This window comes from Arthrobacter sp. Soil_C_49 (genome assembly GCF_057656635.1).
The window spans coordinates 30281-51635 of the sequence record NZ_JBDGJZ010000005.1 but is presented as its reverse complement, the minus strand read 5'-3'; the positions used below and the strand labels follow the sequence as shown (position 1 = coordinate 51635).

18 protein-coding genes and 2 tRNA genes are annotated in these 21355 nt (G+C 66.0%); 18 read left to right on the top strand and 2 right to left on the bottom strand.

Features of this window, described 5'->3' with window-relative positions; all coding sequences use genetic code 11:
• Window positions 1-254 precede the first annotated feature (254 nt).
• The 11 genes from rplU to AC3A4Z_RS10095 all read left to right on the top strand — a co-directional run bounded on the left by rplU (window position 255) and on the right by AC3A4Z_RS10095 (window position 8516).
• Window positions 255-563 (top strand): 50S ribosomal protein L21, encoded by a 309-nt coding sequence (rplU, locus tag AC3A4Z_RS10145; RefSeq protein WP_091422877.1) that lies wholly within the window; start codon window positions 255-257, stop codon window positions 561-563.
• Between the two features lie 59 nt (window positions 564-622).
• Window positions 623-886, top strand: coding sequence for a 50S ribosomal protein L27 (gene rpmA / locus AC3A4Z_RS10140; protein WP_009372867.1), 264 nt, complete (start codon window positions 623-625; stop codon window positions 884-886).
• 116 nt (window positions 887-1002) lie between these two features.
• Window positions 1003-2592, top strand: coding sequence for a GTPase ObgE (gene obgE / locus AC3A4Z_RS10135; protein ID WP_498711472.1), 1590 nt, complete (start codon window positions 1003-1005; stop codon window positions 2590-2592).
• Complete coding sequence (gene proB / locus AC3A4Z_RS10130) at window positions 2582-3733, top strand: glutamate 5-kinase (RefSeq protein ID WP_498711471.1); 1152 nt, start codon at window positions 2582-2584, stop codon at window positions 3731-3733. Before obgE ends, proB begins: the two co-directional genes overlap by 11 nt.
• Window positions 3734-3759: 26 nt before the next feature.
• On the top strand, window positions 3760-5139 hold the full coding sequence (locus AC3A4Z_RS10125; RefSeq protein WP_498711470.1) for a glutamate-5-semialdehyde dehydrogenase: 1380 nt from the start codon (window positions 3760-3762) through the stop codon (window positions 5137-5139).
• 78 nt (window positions 5140-5217) lie between these two features.
• On the top strand, window positions 5218-5451 hold the full coding sequence (locus AC3A4Z_RS10120; protein WP_498711469.1) for a hypothetical protein: 234 nt from the start codon (window positions 5218-5220) through the stop codon (window positions 5449-5451).
• Window positions 5452-5506: 55 nt separating this feature from the next.
• Window positions 5507-6118 carry a nicotinate-nucleotide adenylyltransferase gene (gene nadD / locus AC3A4Z_RS10115; RefSeq protein ID WP_493968846.1) on the top strand — a complete coding sequence of 204 codons (612 nt, stop codon included), beginning with the start codon at window positions 5507-5509 and terminating at the stop codon, window positions 6116-6118.
• Window positions 6119-6125: 7 nt separating this feature from the next.
• A complete protein-coding gene (locus AC3A4Z_RS10110) occupies window positions 6126-7610 on the top strand; it encodes a hypothetical protein (RefSeq protein WP_498711468.1) in 1485 nt (494 codons plus the stop codon).
• Window positions 7611-7656: 46 nt separating this feature from the next.
• Window positions 7657-8058 (top strand): ribosome silencing factor, encoded by a 402-nt coding sequence (rsfS, locus tag AC3A4Z_RS10105; RefSeq protein ID WP_050054813.1) that lies wholly within the window; start codon window positions 7657-7659, stop codon window positions 8056-8058.
• A gap of 116 nt (window positions 8059-8174) precedes the next feature.
• Window positions 8175-8250: transfer RNA gene (locus AC3A4Z_RS10100), tRNA-Ala, on the top strand.
• A gap of 193 nt (window positions 8251-8443) precedes the next feature.
• Window positions 8444-8516, top strand: a tRNA-Ala gene (locus tag AC3A4Z_RS10095).
• A gap of 136 nt (window positions 8517-8652) precedes the next feature.
• Here the strand turns inward: AC3A4Z_RS10095 and AC3A4Z_RS10090 are convergent.
• On the bottom strand, window positions 8653-9987 hold the full coding sequence (locus tag AC3A4Z_RS10090) for a class I SAM-dependent methyltransferase (protein ID WP_498711467.1): 1335 nt from the start codon (window positions 9985-9987) through the stop codon (window positions 8653-8655).
• Window positions 9988-10054: 67 nt separating this feature from the next.
• Here AC3A4Z_RS10090 and AC3A4Z_RS10085 point away from each other — a divergent pair, with 67 nt between their 5' ends.
• The 6 genes from AC3A4Z_RS10085 (at window position 10055) to AC3A4Z_RS10060 (ending at window position 16983) form a co-directional block, all read left to right on the top strand.
• Complete coding sequence (locus AC3A4Z_RS10085; protein WP_498711466.1) at window positions 10055-11137, top strand: FAD-dependent oxidoreductase; 1083 nt, start codon at window positions 10055-10057, stop codon at window positions 11135-11137.
• 53 nt (window positions 11138-11190) lie between these two features.
• Window positions 11191-12342: a class I SAM-dependent methyltransferase gene (locus AC3A4Z_RS10080; protein ID WP_498711465.1), complete on the top strand. Its 1152-nt coding sequence runs from the start codon at window positions 11191-11193 to the stop codon at window positions 12340-12342.
• 214 nt (window positions 12343-12556) lie between these two features.
• Window positions 12557-13759 carry an ROK family transcriptional regulator gene (locus AC3A4Z_RS10075; protein ID WP_498711619.1) on the top strand — a complete coding sequence of 401 codons (1203 nt, stop codon included), beginning with the start codon at window positions 12557-12559 and terminating at the stop codon, window positions 13757-13759.
• Window positions 13760-13867: 108 nt separating this feature from the next.
• Window positions 13868-15220, top strand: a complete 1353-nt coding sequence (locus AC3A4Z_RS10070) for an extracellular solute-binding protein (protein ID WP_498711464.1) — start codon at window positions 13868-13870, stop codon at window positions 15218-15220.
• 3 nt (window positions 15221-15223) lie between these two features.
• The gene (locus AC3A4Z_RS10065; protein ID WP_498711463.1) at window positions 15224-16105 is read left to right on the top strand and encodes a carbohydrate ABC transporter permease; all 882 of its coding nucleotides are present in this window, start codon (window positions 15224-15226) and stop codon (window positions 16103-16105) included.
• Entirely contained in the window at window positions 16102-16983 is an 882-nt protein-coding gene (locus AC3A4Z_RS10060) for a carbohydrate ABC transporter permease (RefSeq protein WP_498711462.1), read from the top strand. The genes AC3A4Z_RS10065 and AC3A4Z_RS10060 overlap by 4 nt, the downstream gene beginning before the upstream one ends.
• 83 nt (window positions 16984-17066) lie before the next feature.
• On the opposite strand, the gene AC3A4Z_RS10055 is transcribed toward AC3A4Z_RS10060, so the two are convergent.
• On the bottom strand, window positions 17067-17846 hold the full coding sequence (locus AC3A4Z_RS10055) for a hypothetical protein (protein ID WP_498711461.1): 780 nt from the start codon (window positions 17844-17846) through the stop codon (window positions 17067-17069).
• A gap of 128 nt (window positions 17847-17974) precedes the next feature.
• Here AC3A4Z_RS10055 and AC3A4Z_RS10050 point away from each other — a divergent pair, with 128 nt between their 5' ends.
• Window positions 17975-21355: an nSTAND1 domain-containing NTPase gene (locus tag AC3A4Z_RS10050; protein ID WP_498711460.1), complete on the top strand. Its 3381-nt coding sequence runs from the start codon at window positions 17975-17977 to the stop codon at window positions 21353-21355.

Sequence of the window (21355 nt, the reverse complement as noted above, 5' to 3'; positions counted from 1 at the left end):
GGCGGGCGGACCGGTACTATTGTGGGGCAGGGTGCGGACGCCGGACCTGGACTGTGGTACCTATCACAGCAACCCGCCGGGAACCAGCCTCATTTGCGGCCGAGGACAAAATTAGCGTAATCTAGATCTTCGGTGCTTACGCCAACACTTGGGTTACGACCCCACGGCGTTGAGGCACAGCGAGAAACCAGGCTTTTGATAGTCGGTTCCGCACGCAAATTTAGTTATAAACGTCGAGAGAAGTGAGTTCCCAAGTGGTGTACGCGATTGTCCGCGCAGGCGGCCGCCAAGAGAAGGTTTCCGTTGGAGACTTCGTTACCCTGAACCGCGTCGCCGGTGGGGCTGGCAGCACCATTCAGCTGCCCGCGCTGCTCCTGGTTGATGGTGACAAGATCACCACTGCCGCTGCTGACCTGGCCAAGGTAACTGTTACAGCTGAGATCCTGAACGACCTCCGTGGTCCGAAGATTGTGATCCAGAAGTTCAAGAACAAGACCGGTTACAAGAAGCGCCAGGGTCACCGCCAGGAACTGACCAAGGTCAAGATCACTGGTATCCAGTAACCTTCGTTACTGTTCAGGTTTTTCAGCAGATCCCCAGAATTTAGAGGCAGGCATTTCAGATGGCACATAAAAAGGGCGCGAGCTCCACTCGCAACGGTCGTGATTCCAACGCTCAGTACCTCGGCGTAAAGCGCTTCGGCGGCCAGGTTGTTTCCGCTGGCGAGATCATCGTCCGCCAGCGCGGCACCCACTTCCACCCGGGCGCCGGCGTTGGCCGTGGCGGCGACGACACCCTGTTCGCACTGACCCCGGGAGCCGTTGAATTCGGCACCCGCCGCGGTCGTCGCGTCGTCAACATCGTTGCTGCTGCAGCTGCAGAGTAACAAACAGTTCTGAAGCGGTGGAGCGGGCCTGAGGGTCCGCTCCACTGTTCTTTTAACCGCATTACAATCTTCTTGGCGCCCCGCGGCGTCCAGGAAACAGCACTGAGGAGATCCACGTGGCCAGCTTTGTAGACCGGGTAGTACTGCACGTATCCGGCGGTAACGGCGGCAACGGATGCGTCTCCGTCCACCGTGAAAAGTTCAAGCCGCTGGGCGGTCCCGACGGCGGCGACGGCGGCAACGGCGGCGACGTCATCCTCCGCGTGGACCACCAGACCACCACACTCCTCGACTACCACCACGCACCGCACCGGCATGCCAGCAACGGCGGCCCGGGCATGGGCGACTGGCGCGGCGGAAAGAACGGCGAGACCCTCATCCTCCCCGTCCCGGATGGCACCGTGGTCAAGTCCAAGGACGGCACCGTACTGGCGGACCTCGTGGGCGAAGGCACCGAGTTCGTGGCGGCAGCAGGCGGCATCGGCGGCCTGGGCAATGCTGCCCTCTCCTCCCAGAAGCGACGGGCGCCCGGCTTCGCGCTGCTTGGCATCGAAGGCGAATCCCGGGACGTCATCCTCGAGCTGAAGTCCATCGCCGACATCGCTCTCGTTGGCTTCCCATCGGCCGGCAAATCCAGCCTGATCGCTGCCATGTCCGCCGCCCGCCCCAAGATTGCCGATTACCCCTTCACCACGCTGGTCCCCAACCTCGGTGTTGTACAGGCCGGTGAAGTCCGTTTCACCATTGCCGACGTTCCCGGCCTCATCGAAGGCGCCAGCGAGGGCAGGGGACTGGGCCACCACTTCCTGCGCCACGTAGAGCGCTGCGCTGCCCTGGTCCACGTCCTGGACTGCGGCACGCTCGAATCTGAACGCGATCCGCTCTCCGACCTGGCCATCATCGAGGCCGAACTGGAAAAGTACGCCGTGGACATGAGCTACGCCGGGCAGGACGGCGAGGTTGTTCCGCTCAACCACCGTCCCCGCCTGGTGGCGCTGAACAAGGTGGACCTGCCGGACGGCAAGGACATGGCCGACTTTGTGCGTCCCGAACTTGAATCCCGCGGCTACCAGGTGTTTGAGGTATCGGCCACCAGCCACGAGGGCCTCCGCCAGCTCGGCTTCGCCATGGCCGGAATCGTCAAGGCCGCACGTGATGCCGTGGCTGCTGCTCCGCCCAAGGTCCAGCCGGCCGTGCTCCGGCCGCGGGCTGTCAACGAATCCGGGTTCAAGATCCGCCGCGAGGAAAAGAACCTTGAGCCGCTGTTCCGCGTCCTGGGCGAGAAGCCCGTGCGCTGGGTCAAGCAGACGGACTTCACCAACGAGGAAGCCATTGGCTACCTCGCCGACCGCCTGGCAAAGCTCGGTGTGGAGGCCGAACTGTTCAAGCAGGGTGCCAAGCCCGGCGACACCGTGGTGATCGGCGAGGACGACGGCGTTGTCTTCGACTGGGAGCCCACCATGATGGCTGGCGCAGAGCTCCTCGCATCCCCGCGCGGCACCGACATCCGCTTTGCGGACATCGGCGACCGGCCCACCCGCAGCCAGAAGCGGGACGAGCAGCAGGAGCGGAAGGACGCCAAGGCGGCCGCCCGCGCCGAACTGGAAGCTGAGCGCAAGGCAGGCATCTGGACCGAGTCAGTCAGCAGCCGCCGGGTGGCCAAGCCCCTCAAGGAGAGTGGACTGGACACAGACGATGAGTTCTAGGGCTGCAGCCGCGGTACCGCTCACCCGGTCCGTGGACAGGAGCGTGCTCGCCAACGCGGGCAGGATCGTGGTCAAGGTGGGTTCATCGTCCCTGACCAGTATCAAGGGCGGCATCTCCGAGGAATCCCTGACGGCCCTCGCTGATGCGCTGGCCGCCAAGCGCAACACCGGCACGGAGATCATCCTGGTCTCCTCCGGCGCCATCGCCGCCGGCCTGGCCCCCCTGGGCCTGGCCAAGCGCCCCCGCGACCTCGCCACCCAGCAGGCTGCCGCCAGCGTGGGCCAGGGCCTCCTCATGGCCCGTTACACCCAGGCCTTCGGCGCGCACGGCGTGACCGTCAGCCAGGTGCTGCTCACTGCCGAGGACCTGATGCGCCGCAGCCAGCACACCAATGCGTTCCGTGCCCTGGACCGGCTGCTGAACCTCGGCGTGGTTCCGGTGGTCAACGAAAACGACACCGTGGCCACCCACGAAATCCGTTTCGGCGACAACGACCGCCTGGCCGCCCTGGTGGCCCACCTGGTGCGGGCCGATGCGCTGGTGCTGCTGTCCGACGTCGACTCCCTGTACGATGGGCCGCCGTCACTCGGCGCCAAAAGGATCCCGCTCGTGGAAGGCCCGCAGGACCTCGAAGGGGTGTCCATCGGCAAGACCGGCAAAGCCGGCGTGGGCACCGGCGGCATGCAGACCAAAGTCGAGGCAGCCACCATGGCGGCCGGCTCCGGGATCCACGCACTGGTCACCTCAACGCCCAACGCAGCCGCCGCGCTGAACGGGGAGGACGTGGGCACCTGGTTCACCGTCAACGGGGCCCGCAAACCCGTCCGCCTGCTCTGGCTCGCCCACGTGGCGTCGGTCCAGGGCCGGCTGGTCCTGGACGACGGCGCCGTGAAAGCGGTGCGGCACCACCGCACCTCACTGCTGCCGGCCGGCATCTCCGCAGTGCACGGCGACTTTGAAGCGGGCGACGCCGTCGAAATCGCCAGTGCCGACGGCACCGTCGTGGCGCGGGGGTTCGTGAACTACTCGTCGGCTGAGTTGCCGCAGATGCTGGGCCGTTCCACCCGGGACCTTGGCGAGGCGCTCGGCAGCGGCTACGACCGTGAAGTTGTTCATGTAGATGACCTGGTGCTGGTTTGAGCCCCGGGCTCGCCTAAACTTGGAGCATGACTGAGGCCCTGATCCACACCGCTGCTGAAAATTCCGGAGACACCGCTGCCGCTTCCGCCGCGCAGCCGGCCGATTCCTCTGCAGTCAAGGTCCCGGCCGAGGCTCCGGTTTCCGGCGGCGATGTCGAAGCAGCAGTCCACGCCATCGCAGACCGTTCCCGTCTTGCCGCCCGGCGCCTGGCCATGGCCAACCGCGCCTGGAAGGACCGCGCGCTTCGTGCCGTGGGGGCTGCACTGCAGGAAAACAGCGCCGCCATTCTCGCAGCCAACAGCAAGGATGTCGCGGCAGGGAAAGCCAACGGCACCTCCGCGGCCATGCTGGACCGGCTCACGCTGACCGATGCCCGGATCGCCGGGCTGGTCGCTGCCCTGGAGAACCTGGCAAATCTTCCCGATCCCGTCGGCAACGTGGTCCGCGGGCAGACCCTTCCCAACGGGCTGCGCCTGCGGCAGGTCAACGTCCCCATGGGCGTGGTGGCCGCCATCTACGAGGCACGGCCCAACGTCACAGTGGACATCGCAGGACTCGCCCTCAAGAGCGGCAACGCAGTGATCCTGCGCGGCGGCAGCGCTGCCGAGGCAACCAACGAAGTCCTGGTCCGCGTCCTGCGTGAGGCCCTGGAATCCGTCGGCCTGCCTGCGGACGCCGTCCAGACCGTTGACCAGTTCGGGCGCGCCGGTGCCAACGTCCTCATGCGCGCACGCGGCAGGGTGGACGTGCTGATTCCCCGCGGCGGCCGTGACCTCATCCAGACTGTGGTCACCAATTCCGCCGTCCCGGTCATCGAGACGGGGGAGGGGAACGTGCACATCTTCATTGACGAGTCCGCCAGCGAGGACATGGCAGTGGAGATCCTCCTGAACGCCAAGACCCAGCGGCCCAGTGTGTGCAACACGGTGGAGACCCTCCTGGTCCACTCCGGTTCCACCGTGCTGCCCGCCGTCGCCACGGCGCTGAGCAAGGCCGGTGTCCGGCTTCACGCCGACGAACGCATCCGTGCCGCCCTTCCCGCGTCGATCGAGTCGGAGCCGGCCACCGATGAGGACTGGGCCACCGAGTACATGGACCTCGATCTTGCCGTTGCCATGGTGGACAGCCTCGATGAGGCCGTGCAGCACATCCGCACCTGGACCACTGGGCACACCGAGGCGATCCTCACCAACAACCTCTCCAACGCCGAGCGTTTTATTGCGGAGGTGGACTCGGCTGCCGTCATCGTCAACGCCTCCACCCGGTTCACCGACGGCGGGGAGCTGGGCCTGGGTGCCGAAGTGGGCATCTCCACCCAGAAGCTGCACGCCCGGGGTCCCATGGGCCTGACGGAGCTCACCACCACGAAGTGGATCGTGCAGGGCGAGGGCCAGGTCCGCGGGTAGCAACGCGGTAACATAGACCAGAAGTCAGAATCGGCGGAGCTTTCCGCTGCCACAATCCTTTGAGCATTAGGGGAGAACATGCTGTTCCAGCAGATTGCCACGACCATCGCCGAGGGCGGAGAACATGAAGAGCTCGCGCCGTTGTGGGCTGAGCCGTGGGTCTTCGGCATCAGCATTTTCGCCATCCTCCTGGTCATGATGTTCATCACCCTCTCCTACACCAACCTGGGCAACCGCCACGCCGCAACTGAGGAGCACGCGGATCCGCACCGCCAGCACCCGAACAAGCACGATCACGGGCAGGGCCACTAACATTTCCCGCGCTCTGCACCGTAACGGTGCCAACGGCAGGCTGCGGCTGGGCGTAATGGGCGGGACGTTTGATCCCATCCATCACGGCCACCTTGTGGCTGCCAGCGAAGTTGCTGCCGAGTTCGACCTGGACGAGGTGGTCTTTGTCCCCACCGGGCAGCCGTGGCAGAAGTCCCACAAGCAGGTCAGTGAACCGGAACACCGTTACCTCATGACTGTGATCGCCACGGCGTCCAACCCGCGGTTTACCGTCAGCAGGGTGGACGTTGACCGTCCCGGCCCCACGTACACCATCGATACCCTGCGCGATCTCCGGGCCCAGCGTCCCGAGGCTGACCTGTTCTTCATCACTGGAGCAGACGCCCTCGCGCAGATTTTGTCCTGGAAGGACATCGACGAGCTGTGGTCACTGGCGCACTTCGTTGGCGTCACCCGGCCTGGACACGTGTTGGACGGCATGGGACGCAAGGACGTCAGCCTGCTGGAGGTGCCGGCTATGGCCATCTCCTCCACGGACTGCCGTTCCCGCGTGGCCGCGAACAACCCTGTCTGGTACCTCGTTCCTGACGGGGTGGTCCAGTACATCGCCAAGTACGGCCTGTACCTGGAAGCGCCGGCAGGCGGGTATGCCACTTCCGAAGCAAGCGAACCAGCCAGCACTGAATGAGTTCTCAATGAGTCAGGAACAGCCCCCCATCCGCAGCCGCCGGGAACTCCGGAAGGCCAGGGATGCGCAACAGGCATCCGTGTCCACAGGTACGGATCAGGTCACCCCTGCCGCAAAACAGCCCCCGGGAAGCCGGCCGGGCCCCGGCCCTTCCGGCGCCAATGTCCCTGGCAACACTGTCCCTGGTGCCGGCACCCCGGGTGCGCGCACCCCAAGTGCCCCTTCCCCGGGCGCAGCCGCCCAGAGCGCACCTGCCCAGAGCGCACCTGCCCGCGGGGCCGAACAGACACACACCCAGCGTTCCTCGCAGATCCGTGCCCGGGACCGCGCCGCGCTGCGGACCATCAAGGAGCTGGAAGAAAAAGAGGGCCAGCTGGCCGGTGGCGGCCCGCCCACGCGGCGCCAACTCCGCCTGCAGCAGCTCAAGGAGCAGGCACTCACCGCTGCCACCCCTATCGTGGCCCCCGCCGGTCCGGCTGCTCCGGGCACCAACGGGCCCGGAAACCGTCCTGCCCCGGAGAAGCCCGCCGAGGCCCGGAACCCCCAGGCTGCCACCGCCCCGGCCGCGTCTTCGCGCACTGCCACGGCTCCCGTGGGGATGACGGTGGAACAGGCGCTGGCGGCAAGGGCGCTGCTCGCCGAGCAGGCCAAGAACCAAATCGCCAAGATGGAACACATTGCTTCCCTGGATCCGGAAGCAGTGGACCCGGAGATCCTGGCGGAGCAGATTGCGCTGGCAGAACGTGCCGCCGTCATCAACCGCCGGGCCATGGCCAGACAGAAGCTGGCTGAACAGGCCGGCGTCCCGGTCGGCCATGAGCCTTTACCGGGCCACGAACCGGCGCCTGCTCCCGAATCCGAAGCGGGCAGGAAAGCCGTGCCCGGCCCTAAACCTGTACCAGGCCCTAAACCTGTACCGGGCCGGAAACCCGCGCCGGGCCAGCAGAAGTCCGGGCAGCAGGGACCGAAGGCGCAGCCTGCTGCAGACCAGCGTCCAGCCCCCTCGGCGGCCAGCAACCTGGCCATGGTCACGCCGCTGGAATTCGTCCAGGTGCCAGGGGTGGACCGGCCGGTGATGAAACCGCCGGCAACATCCCACGTTCCGGTCACAACCCGCCCCGGCAGCAAGGTTCCTCCTGCGGCCGGCACCAAGCAGCGGCGCCCCGCTGGCGGCTCAAGGCCAACCCCGTCCGATGGCGGAACCGGCCGGTCGCAGGTCATCGCCCGGGCCGAAGCTGCGGCCAGGGCGGCAACCCGCCCAAGGCCCGCAGTTCAGCCACCGGCGGCGGCCCACCCCGAGGCCGAGGACGCCTTCGCGGACCTGCCACGCATCCCGGCACGGTCTGCCCATGGACTCGATCCCCTCGATGCGGCCACGGCCGGCCTCGCCCGCGCCAACCGCAACCGGATTCTCCAGTTCTGCGTCCTGGCTTTCGGGATCCTGGCCCTCATCTCGGGCATCGTGCTGATCATCAGCGGCATGTCCAACTGACCGGCCCCCGCCGGCATCCACGCTTTTTAAATCAACAAGGAGTCCCGTGACTGCATCAGAATCATCCATCATCACAGCCCGCGCCGCCGCGAAAGCGGCCGCGGACAAGATTGCCCAGGACATCGTGGCCCTGGACGTGAGCGAACGCCTTGCCCTGGCCGACGTTTTCCTCATTGCTTCAGCCCCCAGCGAGCGGCAGGTCAACGCCATCGTTGACGGCATCGAAGAAGAGCTCGCCAAGCAGGATCTGCGGCCGGTGCGCCGGGAAGGCCGCTCCGGCGGCCGCTGGGTCCTGCTTGACTACTCGGACATCGTCATCCACGTCCAGCACGAGGAAGACCGCGTCTTCTACGCACTCGAGCGCCTCTGGAAGGACTGCCCGGTAGTGGACCTGCAGCTGGGCGACGACACCTCGGCGAAGGCTGCCGCCGCCTCCGACGCGGAGTAACAACAGGGGAACCAGTCGGAATATGCCCGATTTGGAATTTTCGGAATTGCTGTTCTAAGATATTTGAGTTGCTTCGGGGAAACCCGGGAGAAAAGCTCGCAGAGCAGCAATAATTCGGGGCTGTGGCGCAGCTGGTAGCGCACCTGCATGGCATGCAGGGGGTCAGGGGTTCGAGTCCCCTCAGCTCCACCAACAATCCGCCGGAATCAATTGATTCCGGCGGATTTTTTGGTTTGCGGCTCCTGACTTTTTGTCCCCCCACAGGCCGAGGGCAAAGAACGGCAGCAGTAGAAGACACGCCCAGGGACGCCGATTGGCGCAGCGGGCGAAAGTGCATTAAGCTGATCAGGTTGCTTCGGCGGGACACCGCAAAAGCAGCAAGTCCGGGGCTGTGGCGCAGCTGGTAGCGCACCTGCATGGCATGCAGGGGGTCAGGGGTTCGAGTCCCCTCAGCTCCACCGGTAAAGAGGAACCATCCTGATGGATGGTTCCTCTTTTTATGTCCCGTGCCTGTTCGCAAATCCGTGCCTTGAAGGTTCGGATCCATTAACAAGCCTGGGAACCGGGGTTAGCGGGCGGTTCAGGAAGCAGCCGTTACAGCCACTGGGCCCGGCGCAGCGGGGGCGGCAGGTCTCCGCCCGGCCGCTGGACCAGGACCTGGTTCACTCCCGTGAGCCCGTTTTCAAAACCCAACGCACTGGACGCCATGTACAGCCGCCACACCCGCGCGCGGCCCAGGCTGGTCAGCTTCACGGCTTCGTCCCAATGTTCCTCCAGCCTGCGGACCCATGCCCGGAGCGTGAGCGCGTAGTGCCGGCGCAGCGCCTCCACGTCCAGGATCTCGAAGCCTGCCGATTCCAATGCTGTTGTCATTTCGCCCAGGCTGATCATCTCGCCGTCGGGAAAAACGTACCGGGGGATGAAGGAATCGGGATCGGGGTCCGTAGGCCCGGCATTCCACGAGATGGCGTGGTTCAACAACCTGCCGCCCGGACGGAGCAGGTTGAACAATGCGGCCGTGTACCGGGGCATTTCCGCCCGACCCACGTGCTCCGACATGCCGATGGAACTGATGGCGTCAAAGGGCCCGTCCTGGACATCCCGGTAATCCTGCACCCGGATGTCCACGTTCTCCGTGAGGCCCGCTTCTGCCGCCCGTTTGCGGGCCAGGTTTGCCTGCTCGGTGGACAGCGTCACGCCCACCACCGTGACGCCGTACTTGCCCGCGGCATGCAGGGCGAAGCTGCCCCAGCCGCAGCCGACGTCCAGCACCCGCATGCCTGCCGTCAGTCCCAGTTTGCGGCACACGAGGTCCAGTTTGGCTTCCTGGGCGGCATCCAAACCACTGGCAAGGCGTGAACCGGCGGGAACCGGTCCTTCCCCGTTGGAGGGCCAGGCCTCTTCTGGCCATACAGCGCAGGAGTACACCATGGACGGCCCCAGTACCAGGGAATAGAAGTCGTTGCCCACATCGTAGTGGTGGGAAATAGCAGCGGAGTCACGGCGCCGGGAATGGACGCGGCCCTTCCGGGCCACCCGTGCTTCCTCGGCTGGGGGAGCAGGGTTGGGGCCCAGCGCTCCCAACCTCACCGCCGTACGCACCAGCGTCCAGAGTTCACCCGCAGTGAGCGGCTTGAACGGCCCGGGTTCGGCAAACTTGCCGGCCGAACTCAGCGCCGTGAAGGCGGCGAAGATGTCCCCGGGGGAATCAATGTCACCTGATACGTAGGCGCGGCTGAGGCCCAGCTGGCCGGGGGACCACAGCATGCGACGCAACGCCCGGCGGGAGCGGAATTCGAGGACCGGTGCGCCTTCCGGGCCGGCTTCGGAACCGTCCCACGCCCGCAGCCGGAGCGGGATTTCCTCTGTTCCCAGCACAATGGCCAGGGCTTTTGCGAGCCGGTCTGCATTCCCTCTTCTGGTGGTCATGGCTGTCCTCCCTGTGTCGTTGGGCCAACACTAAGGGAGGGAGGGCCCGCCCGACTATCATGGGTGGGTGAATTCTCCCCGCGCCGACGTTGTTGTGATCGGCGCGGGCCAGGCGGGGCTTTCCGCCGCCTACCACCTCCAGCGGCGGGGACTGGACTTTACAGTGCTCGACGCCGAGGATGGCCCGGGCGGTGCGTGGCGCCACCGGTGGAAGAGCCTTCGGATGGCCACCGTGAACGGCATCAGCGATCTCCCCGGCATCGCCAAGCCCGCCGTGGACCCCAGGGAACCCAGTTCGGAATTCCTGACGCGCTATTTTCGGGACTATGAGGAAGAGCTGGGCCTGCGCATCCAGCGCCCGGTCAAGGTTGCCTCCGTCAGCCGCGAGGACGACGACCCGGCCGGGAGGCTGCTGGTCAGCACGTCCCGCGGGGACTGGAGCACTGCCGCGGTGATTAATGCCACCGGTACCTGGACCCGGCCCTTCTGGCCGATCTACCCTGGCCAGCACACATTCCGGGGCAGGCAGCTGCACGTTGCCGATTATGTTTCAGCCGAAGAATTCGCCGGGCAGCACGTCATTGTGGTGGGCGGCGGGATTTCCGCTGTGGGTCTCCTGGACGAGATCTCCCTCGTGACCACCACCAGTTGGTTCACCCGGCGGGAGCCGGTATGGCGGGATGCGGAGTTTGATGCCAAGGCCGGGCACGATGCCGTGGCGCTCGTGGAGGAGCGGGTGCGCCAGGGACTGCCGCCGCAAAGCGTTGTGTCCGTGACCGGGCTGATCTGGACACCGACACTGCGGGCGGCGGCAGCACGGGGTGCCCTGAACCGGCAGCCCATGTTCACCGCCATCGAGCCCGACGGCGTCCGGCTGGCGGACGGAGGCCACCTCGCGGCAGACGTCATTCTGTGGGCCACCGGATTCAGGGCGGAACTTGAACACCTCGCCCCGCTGCACCTCCGCGGGCCGGGCGGGGGCATCGTGATGGACGGGACGCAAGTGGCAGCCGAGCCGCGCGTCCATCTGGTGGGCTACGGCCCGTCGTCGTCCACCATCGGGGCCAACCGCGCCGGACGCGCCGCGGTTGCCGCGATCTTGAAACTGCCCGGGATCCGCCCCGCCGCCGGGACGGTAAATTGGGGCTGACCGTCCGGAGCCCGGACGGAGATTTGCAAACAGGAGAAGGCGGCAGGAACCAGGTGGCAGTAACGAGTCTTGACGAGGTCCTCCCCAGGCTCCGGCGGCGGCCGGACGTGGAAGCACCCAACCTGCAGGCCTGGGATGCAACGGACCGCCTGCTGCTCGACAATGCAGCCGAGCGGATGCAGCCGGGAAGCAGTGTCACGGTCATCGGCGACCGCTACGGCGCCCTGACCCTCGGAGCCGTGGCAGTACTCAGTCCCGGAACGCTTCGGGTCCACCAGGATCTCATCACCGGCGAGCAGGCGCTGCGCCTGAACACCGCCGAGGTGCTCGGCCTCGATGCTGCCGGGGCCGGCTTCACCCAGCTGCCCCTCGGCCCGGAACTGCTCGAGGGCGCGGACATTGTCCTGCTGCAGCTACCCAAGACCCTTGCCGAGCTGGACCAGATCGCGGAGGCTGTGGCACGCCACGCCGCGCCGGAAGCGGTGCTCCTGGCCGGCGGCCGGGTCAAGCACATGTCCCTGGGCATGAACGCCGTCCTGGAACGTCACTTCAGCTCTGTTGCACCCCAGCTGGCACGGCAGAAATCCCGCGTCATCGTGGCCAGCGGTCCACAGGGGAGCGGGGAACCGGAGCGCTTCCCCGTCGTCGAACATCTCGCCGAAATCGACCTCAACGTTGCCGCCCACGGCGCCGTCTTCGCAGGCCCGCGCCTGGACATCGGCACCAGGTTCCTGCTGACGTTCCTGCCCGCCATGCGCACCGCACGGCACGCCGTCGACCTTGGCTGCGGCACCGGGATCCTTGCCGCCATGTACGCCCGGCAGCATCCGGGGACAGCCGTCACTGCCACGGACCAGTCAGCCGCAGCGGTGGCGTCCGCACTGGCGACGGCCGCCGCCAACGGCCTGGCGGGGCAGGTGAACGTGCTGCAGGACGACGCCATGGCCACGCTCGCGGAGGGCAGCGCGGACCTGATCCTCCTGAACCCGCCGTTCCATGTGGGGGCCGGTGTCCACGCCGGAGCAGGCCTGAAGCTCATCGAAGCGGCAGGCCGTGTACTGGCCCCGGGCGGGGAGCTCTGGACCGTCTTCAACCGGCATTTGGCCTACTTCCCGGCCCTCGAGCGGCACGTCGGCCCTACCGTCGTCAAAGGCCAAAACCCCAAATTCACGGTGACCCTGAGCACCCGCCGCGGCCCGGGCTGACCTTGCCAAAAGCACTGACGCGGCAGCGGACCGCCGCGCCCCGCAGCCCATTGCGCTTTCCCGCACAATGCGCCGCGCCGTCGGCCGCTCCTATGGGTCTGCGGAGGTGCGTAACGTACGATTCAGACATCAGTAAGTATGTGCCGAAGACGAAGGGGACGCCGTGACTGAGATCCGTCAATCCTCACCGAGGCGCGGCACGAACCTTCCCCGGATGGGCGATTTCAACCTCACGGTGATCCTCGATGCCATCCGCAGGTCCTCAGGCGGGCTCAGCAGGGTGGAACTTGCCCAGATCGTGGGCCTCTCGCCGCAGACCATCTCGAACATTTCCCGCCGCCTCCTGGACCAGAACCTCATTGTCGAGGCAGGCAAGGAAGGCAGCGGCCCCGGCAAGCCCCGCACTATCCTCCGCCTCAATCCCCACGGGATGTTCGCCGTCGGCGTCCACCTGGACCCCGCCGTCACCACGTTCGTGGTCCTGGACCTGGTAGGTGCGGTGGTACAGCACTCCCGCATCAAGACGCCCGGCGGCAATGATCCTTCGGCAGTCATTTCCACCATCGCCGCCGAGATCGCCCAGCTGGTGGAAAACTCCGGCGTGGACCGGGACCGGATCGCAGGCCTCGGCGTGGCGGCCCCCGGCCCCATCGACCTGGACAACGGCACTGTGGTTGACCCGCCGCTCCTGCCCGGCTGGGACCGGGTGGAACTGCGCAACGCGCTCTCCGAGGCCACCGGATACTCAGTCCTGATGGACAAGGACGTCACCAGCGCGGCCGTCGCCGAAACCTGGGCCGGCGGTCCGAGCGGAGCGGGCAGCTTCATCTTTATGTACATGGGTACCGGCATCGGCTGCGGGATTGTGCTGAACGACGAAGTGGTGCGCGGCACCTCGGGCAACGCCGGTGAGATCGGCCACATCATGGTCGACCCGGACGGCCCGGAGTGCGACTGCGGCCTGCGGGGCTGCGTTAAGTCCTCCTGCATCCCGCAGGTCCTGGTGGCCGAAGCCGAGGCCATGGGCATCCTGGACGGCTCCCGGTCCGGCAACAGCGGCGCCGAGATCCAGCAAAGCTTCTCCCGGCTGTGCGAACTCGCTGACTCCGGTAACGAACAGGCGCTGGCCATCATCGACAAGTCGGCTGTGCTGGTTGCCCGCGCAGTGTCGGTGATCACCAATACCCTTGACGTTGAGCGGGTGGTCTTTGGCGGTCCGTTCTGGAGCGGCTTAGCCGAACGCTACCTCGCGAAAGTGCCGCCGCTGCTGGAGACCAACAGCGCTGCGCGGCTGATCCACCGAATCGAGGTGGTTGGTACCGGGGTTGGCGAGGATGTGGGTGCCATCGGCGCAGCCTCCCTGGTCCTGGAACACACCCTGGCGCCGCGTGCCCAGAGGCTCCTCCTGGAGAGTTAGGGGGAGCCCTGCCCTTGTCCGGGGCAGGACTCCCATCTAGCATTTGCGTATTGCCGCGGCTGGGGCCCGCTGACAAGGGGTCCGCAGCCTTCGATCGAATGGAGCACCATGCGCCGCCCGGGCCTGAAGAGCATCTCCCTCATCGCTGCTGCAGCGTTCATCCTCACGGCGTGCACGCCGGCGTCTCCGGAAGAGGGCTCCAAGACCCTGAAGGTGGTCTATCAGAAGACCGATTCCTTCACCGCACTGGAGACGATGTTCCAGGCCGCCAAGCAGGAGTTTGAGGCGGCAAACCAGGGAGTCACCGTTGAGCTGCAGCCCATTCAGGGGAACGACGACGACTACGGCACCAAGCTGGCCCTTGCCCTCAGATCGCCGTCCACCGCGCCGGACGTCTTCTACGAGGACACCTTCAAAGTCCGCTCCGACGTGGACGCCGGCTACCTTCTGAAGCTGGACAGCCACCTTGAGGGCTGGGCGGACTGGGCAAAGTTCGACGACGGCGCCAAGGCAGCAGGGCGCGCGGACGACGGCGGCACCTACGCAGTGCCGCTGGGCACCGACACCCGGGCCATCTGGTACAACAAAAAGGTCTTCGAAGCCGCAGGAATCAGCCTGCCATGGCAACCGCGCGACTGGCAGGAGCTTCTCGACACCGCCCGGAAGATCAAGGCGGACGATCCCGCCGTGATCCCCTTCAACATGTACGCCGGAAAGGGCACAGGCGAAGGCACTGTGATGCAGGGCTTCTACGAGCTGCTTTACGGCACCGGCTCCACCCTCTACGACGAAGAGTCCAAAAAGTGGGTGGTGGGCTCCGCCGGGTTCAAGGATTCGCTGGGCTTCCTCAAGACCCTCTATGACGAGGGGTTGGCCGTGACGCCTGCCGAGGCCCTCGACGCCAACGTGTGGAAAAAGGTGTTCGGCGAGTGGTTCCCCACCGGAAAACTGGGCGCCACCGTGGAAGGTTCCTACGCGCCGTCGTTCTGGCAGGACGGCGGCAGCTACGAATGGCCCGGCTACGCCCAGGACATGGCCGTGGCCCCGTTCCCCACCCAGGACGGCGGCGAGCCCGGAGCCGTGAGCATGTCCGGAGGCTGGACGCTGGCCATCGGAGCCGGGACCAAGGAACCCGACCTCGCCTTCAAATTCCTCAGCACTGCGCTGAACCGGGACAACTCCCTGAAGTTCACACTGGACAGCTCCCAGATCGCGGTCCGCAGCGATGTTGCCGGTGACTCCGGCTACCAGGCGGCCAACCCGTTCGTGAAGGACGTCTCCGGACTCGTCTCCGTCACCCGTTACCGCCCTGCCACGTCCGACTACCCCCGCATCTCCGCGGCAGTCCAGGAGGCAACGGAGGCCGTCATCACCGGAGCAAAGTCGCCCGAACAGGCCGCTGCGGACTACGACGCAGCCGTTGCGGACATTGTGGGCGGCGACAAGACCGTCCGGAAGTAAGCGGTGCCGGCCCGATCGGGGGGACGGGGCCTGCTGCGCTATCTGCCTGTCCTGCCTGCCCTCCTGCTCCTGCTGGTTTTCCTCGCCGGACCCGTGTTCTGGGCCTTCCAGGCCTCGTTCACCAATACCGGACTGACAGGCAGGAACGCACGCAATCCTGAATGGGTGGGGCTGGAGAACTACCAGCGGCTGCTGCTGGACCCGGTGTTTCCGCTCTCTCTGGGGCTGACCGTGCTGTTCGTGGGAGGGTCCGCTGTCCTGGGCCAGAACCTGCTGGGGCTGGCCCTGGCTGTACTGATGCGGCGGGCGCGCCGGGCCGTGTCTGCGGTAGTGGGCACCGCCGTGGTGGCGGCCTGGGTGCTTCCCGAAATCGTGGCGGCCTTCGCCGCCTACGCCTACTTCAGCCGGGACGGAACGCTGAACCAACTGCTGGGTGGCCTGGGGGCGGGGCAGCCTGACTGGCTCTATACATGGCCGATGGCGGCGGTGGTGCTGGCCAATATCTGGCGTGGCACGGCATTTTCGATGCTGGTGTACCGCGCTGCCCTCAACGATATTCCTGCAGAGGTGGTTGAAGCCGCCCAGATGGACGGCGCGGGCGGCTGGCAACGGCTGGCCTTCATTACGCTGCCCATGATCCGGAACAGCATCGCCACCAATCTGATGCTCATCACACTGCAGACGCTCGCTGTTTTCACCCTGATCTGGGTGATGACTGCCGGCGGCCCGGCCAACTCCAGCACTACCCTCCCGGTCCTGGCCTACCAGGAAGCCTTCAAGTTCGGCGACATCGGGTACGGGACTGCGGTGGCTTCGGTGCTGCTCCTCATCGGCGCGGTGTTCGGTGTCGGCTATATCCGGCTGCTGAGGGAGGGGAAGCGTTGACCGCGCCGGCAAGGGCACCAGGGGTTGCCCCCTCCGAAGCGCCCGCGCGTCCGCGCAGGCCGCGGCACCGCCGCAGCAGTCCCGCAGATCTGGTTCTTCTGCTGCTGGGCGCCTGTTTTGTGCTTCCCCTGCTGTGGCTCGTCCTGGCATCCTTTGACGCCGAAGCGGGCCACGAGACACAGATTCCAAAGGCCGTCACCCTGGACAACTTCGCCGCCGTGATGACACCCGGGCTCCTGCTGCAGCCGCTGTGGAACAGCCTGCTCCTCTCGGCCGGGACAGCCCTTGTCACGCTTGCGGCGGCCGTGCTCGCGGCCTATCCGCTGTCCCGCTTCCAGTCCCGGTTCAACACGCCGTTTATGACCGCGGTGCTTCTGGGCACCTGCCTGCCCATCACGGCCATCATGGTGCCGGTCTACGGGCTCTTCGTCCAGCTGGAACTGCTGGACTCCATGCCGGCCACCATCCTGTTTATGGCCGCCACCGCCCTGCCCATGGCCATTTGGATGACCCGGAACTTCATGGACGCGGTGCCGGTATCCCTGGAGGAAGCGGCGTGGGTGGACGGCGCGTCAAGGATGACTGCGCTGCGCACCATCGTCCTGCCGCTGATGCGGCAGGGGCTCGGCGTCGTGTTCATTTTTGTGTTTATCCAGGCCTGGGGCAACTTCTTCGTCCCGTTTGTGCTGCTCCTGTCCGAGGCAAAGCAGCCCGCGGCGGTGTCCATCTTCAGCTTCTTTGGACAGCACGGGGCAGTTGCCTATGGCCAGCTGGCCGCGTTCTCCATCCTGTATTCACTGCCGGTGCTGGCCCTGTACGTCATTGTGGCCAGGGGTGCCGGCAACTCCTTTGCACTGTCCGGAGCGGTGAGGGGATGAGCGGGTAGCGCCCACAGCGGAGCCGCGTCATTTGACCCCGGTCCGGCTACCCACCTGGCAGGTGCCTTGGCCTCGATGGTTGCCTAGCCCTGTTTATCGGTGGTTTGGCCGGTTCCGAATGCTATCGAGTCGAAGACTGCGCGTGCCTCTTTCGTCAGCTCCGGATTGATCGATTCGTGGAAATAGGTCACCCCGACCACACCGCGTTCGCCGTTCAAGTCGACCACCCGGTATGTTTCGCGCTCGGCGACGCTTGAGTACCAGCGGGTGCATATATACGACATGTCTGAGCGGATGCAGATCTTGTCGTCGTCGCAGGTTGTGATGTCCACGACGCCTTCGACGGAGTGATCGAACTCAACGCCGGAGTATTCGCCCACCATGACTTCGACGGGAGGGGTGCTCGCCGTTGACGTCTGCGCCGTCATCGCGTCGACGAAGGCCTCAACCGACGGATCGATCTCGACGAGCGCGCCCTGCCACGCGCATGCGTCCGTGGGCACATAGTCGGCGGGCCAGAAAGTCAGGAAGACCGACCATACGCCCGGGTGATCCGGGTCCTCCTTGGCCAGGGTGTCGCCGTCGTGGCTCGACCAGCCACTTGGGACGGTGACCTCCAAAGGCACGGTGAAGGCGGTGACGGAGTATGTGCCGGCGTCGATCTCGCCGCTCTCCGGCAGCGGGGCGACCGTGCGGGCCTCCGTAGTCGATGCGGGGGATGGCGCCTCGGCGGCGGTGCACCCTGAGAGGCCGGAACAGGCCAGGATTACGACGGCGGCACCCACCGGGTGCGAGCCCCCGCCGTTAGTGGCGCGGGAGCGCCGGTTGGAAGTCCACATCTCAAGTCCTTTACTTCGATCCATGCAGCGCCGTGGCTGTTCGACCAGTGAAGAACACGCCGGTATCAGCAGGATACTGCCGCCTAAGAACGCGGTATCGGCGCGATACCAGCCGTCTTGACGGATGGAGGGTCAGGGCGGATGGTGGCCTCATGGAGGTGCGCGTTCTTGGAGCGCTGACGCTCGATGAGGATCGGATTCCGTTGGCACGGCGGGATCGTGTGGTGTTGGGTGCGCTCACGGTCCGCTTGGGCGCATCACTGTCCGTCGAGTCCCTGGCCGAGGCTCTCTGGGGCAATGATCTGCCCCCCTCGTGGTCGAAGGTGATTCCGGGGTGCATCATGCGGTTGCGGCGGCTCATTGCGCCTGCACGGATCGAAACGACCGCATTCGGGTATCGGCTGACCGCGGACCACATCGAGGTCGATGCAGTCCAGTTCGAGCAGCTCGTCAGCCGGGGTTCCCAACAGCTGAAGCTTGGTGAGCCGGAACGTGCAGCACATTCATACTCGGAGGCCCTCGCGCTGTGGAGGGGTGAGGCGTTCGTCGAACTCATTGACTGGGGGCCGGCCCAGATCGCGTCCGGCCGCCTTGAAGAGATCCGCCTGGGGGCCGAGGAACTGCTCCTCGACGCGCGGCTGCAGGCCGGTGAGGTCCAGGAGGTGGCAGCCTTGGCGCGCGCCCGCGTTGCCGAAGCTCCGCTGCGCGAGCGGCGATGGGTCATGCTGAGCGTGGCGCAGTACCGCCAGGGCCGGCAGGCGGAAGCGATGGCAACCGTGCGGAGGGCGCGGGGACTCCTTGTTGCCGAGCTTGGACTGGATCCGTGCACAGAGCTCGCTGAACTGGAGCAAGCCATTCTCCGGCAGGATCCCTCGTTGCTGTCCGCCCAGGTATTCCGGGCCGGGAGCTCCGAGTGTCCGTACTTCGGCCTGCCTCCCGCCGGCATGGAGGATGCCGAGCGGTACTTCGGCCGTGAGCAGGAGCTGGACTGGGCACTTCGGGCACTCGAGGAGCATGGTGTGCTGCTCATCTCGGGCTCATCGGGCATCGGCAAGTCCTCCTTCGCCAAGGCAGGCATCGGCGCCCGGTTCGCCGCAGGCGGCACGCAGGTTGCTGTAGTAACACCCGGCGAGCATCCTCTCGAGGCCCTACGGGAAGTAGTCCGAACGGCCGGAAGTTCGCTGCTCATCATCGATCAATGCGAGCAGGCGTTCGCCGCGGAGAACCCTGCCGATACCAGTGAGTTCTTTGAAGCGCTGTCACGGGAAGTCTTCCGCGGGATGCTCGTCGTCACTGTCCGTGCCGACCGTCTGGGAGACCTGGCTGAACACGAAGGCTTCGCCAAAATCATCCAATCGCACATGCTCATGCTCACCGCGTTCGGCCCTGACGGACTGCGTGCTGTGATCGAGAAGCCGGCAGAGCAGGCCGGGCTCATCCTGGAGCCGGGCCTCGTCGAGATCCTCGTCCGTGACGCCGATGGGCGGAACCTGCCGCTGCTGTCCCACTCCCTGCGGCAGGTATGGTCTCGCCGGGAGGGCCGCGTGATGACGGTGGACGGGTACCGGGCATCGGGTGAGATCAACGGTGCCGTTGCGAAGACCGCCGAAGAGGTCTTCGCCGAGCTCTCAGCGGAGGGCCAGCGTCTGCTGCGCGATATCCTTCTCCGTCTTGTCGAAGCTTCCGCGGACGGTGCAATGGTTTCCCGTCGGATCGAGCGCAGCAGGATCGCAATCGACGACGCCCATGCCAGGATCGTGGATCGACTGGTCGATGCCCGCCTTCTCACCACGGACAGGGAAACTGTCCAGCTGTCCCATGAGGCGCTGGCACGCGAGTGGCCACGGCTGAAGGAGTGGCTCGCCGATGACGTCGAGGGTCAGCGGATCATGCGGCATCTTGGTTCCGCAGCCACTGCCTGGGAGGCGATGGGACGCCCCAACAGCGAGCTCTACCGCGGCAGCCGGCAAACGGCGGCCCAGCAGTGGCGGGATGCGGTTAATCCCGCGCTCACCGCGGTTGAGCGGGAATTCCTTGAAGCCGGCGCAACTGCTGAAACCGAGGGACTGGCTGCTACCCGGAGGCAGTTGGACAAGGAGCGCAGCATGGTGCGCCGCCTGTCCTGGGTGTCAGCCGGCGCAGCAGGTCTCGCAATCGTTGCTGTAACGGCAGGCCTCCTGGCCGGGTTCCAGGCGAACCTTGCCGAGGAGCGGGCGTCGGTCGCAGAGGCACGGCGCGTTGCGGCGGCCGCCTTGGAGGATCCGGAATTTGATCGCGCGCTGCTGCTCGCCGTAGAGGCCGTCCAGCTCTGGGACAACTCCGAAACGCGTGCCAATCTTGTGAGGGTTTTCTCGCGGGCACCCCGTGCCACAAGCATCACCCGCATCCAGGAAGATGGAGTGACGCCTGCAAGCATGTCGCTCGCGAAGAGCGGAACCCGCGCGGCGGTGATTGACAGCAACGGGGATCTCCGGCTACTCGATCTCGCCAACCGATCCCAGCTTGGCGAATATTCACCAGGCACGGTGGCGGCAACCGCCATCGACCCCGTTTCGGGCCACGTTGCATTCAGCAGGACATTGGGCCTCTGCTACGACCTCCCCTGCGACCGGGGACGAACGGGAACGCTCGACCTCGCGAACGGGGGCCGCTCGGGCCTGAAGACCTACCGTGGGTTAACTGAGGCGGCGGCAGACGTTGAATACTCTGCCGACGGATCCCTGTTCGCGGCGCTGGCGGCCACGCTTTGGATGGAACCGTCGGCGGGCGTCGCCCTCTGGCGGGGCGGCAGCGGCGATCCGATGCTCCTGAACCTGGAGGTGAACAGTTCTGACCCGGGGCCTTCCGGGTTGGGGGGACAGTTCGGCGCACTCAAGTTTGCGCCGGACGGCTCTCGCCTGTACGCCAGCCGATTAGGACCCACCGTGGTGATTGACACGTCCTCAGGCAAGGAGATCGACCGGATAGCCGGCAACGGGCTTCTGGCCGTCAGCCCGGATGGACGTCGGGTGGCGGTCCGGGACGGCTTGCTCGCGGTCCGCATCGTCGATGTTTCAGGGACAGCGCCACCTATCACGGTCTCATTGCCAGCGACCCCGACGGGGGCGGACTTCAGTCCTGATGGAGGCCAGATCGCCATCCCCGCCGGTACCCGGGTGGTGGTGGTTAACGCCGGGACCGGGGATACCACGGAAAATCTTCGCACTCACGATGGCGGGGTCACCACAGCAGAGTTCCGGTCGACCGGCGAGCTGGTGACGGCCGGAGCAGACGGCGCGATAGTGACGTGGGATCTCGGCGACTGGTCGGCGAACTTTCGCACCCACACTTTTGCCAGCAGAGGCATCTTCCTCGAAGAGGAGGACGAGCGCAGGCTCGTGCTCGAACAACCAGACGGCAACACTCAAGTGATAGTCGCCGAACCGGCGGCGTGGCAGGACCATGCGTGCCGGATCGCAGGACGGGTGTTGACGGAGAAGGAGTGGAGGGATCTGTTGGGAACCCGTCCATACTCCCCGGCATGCCGCGACTAA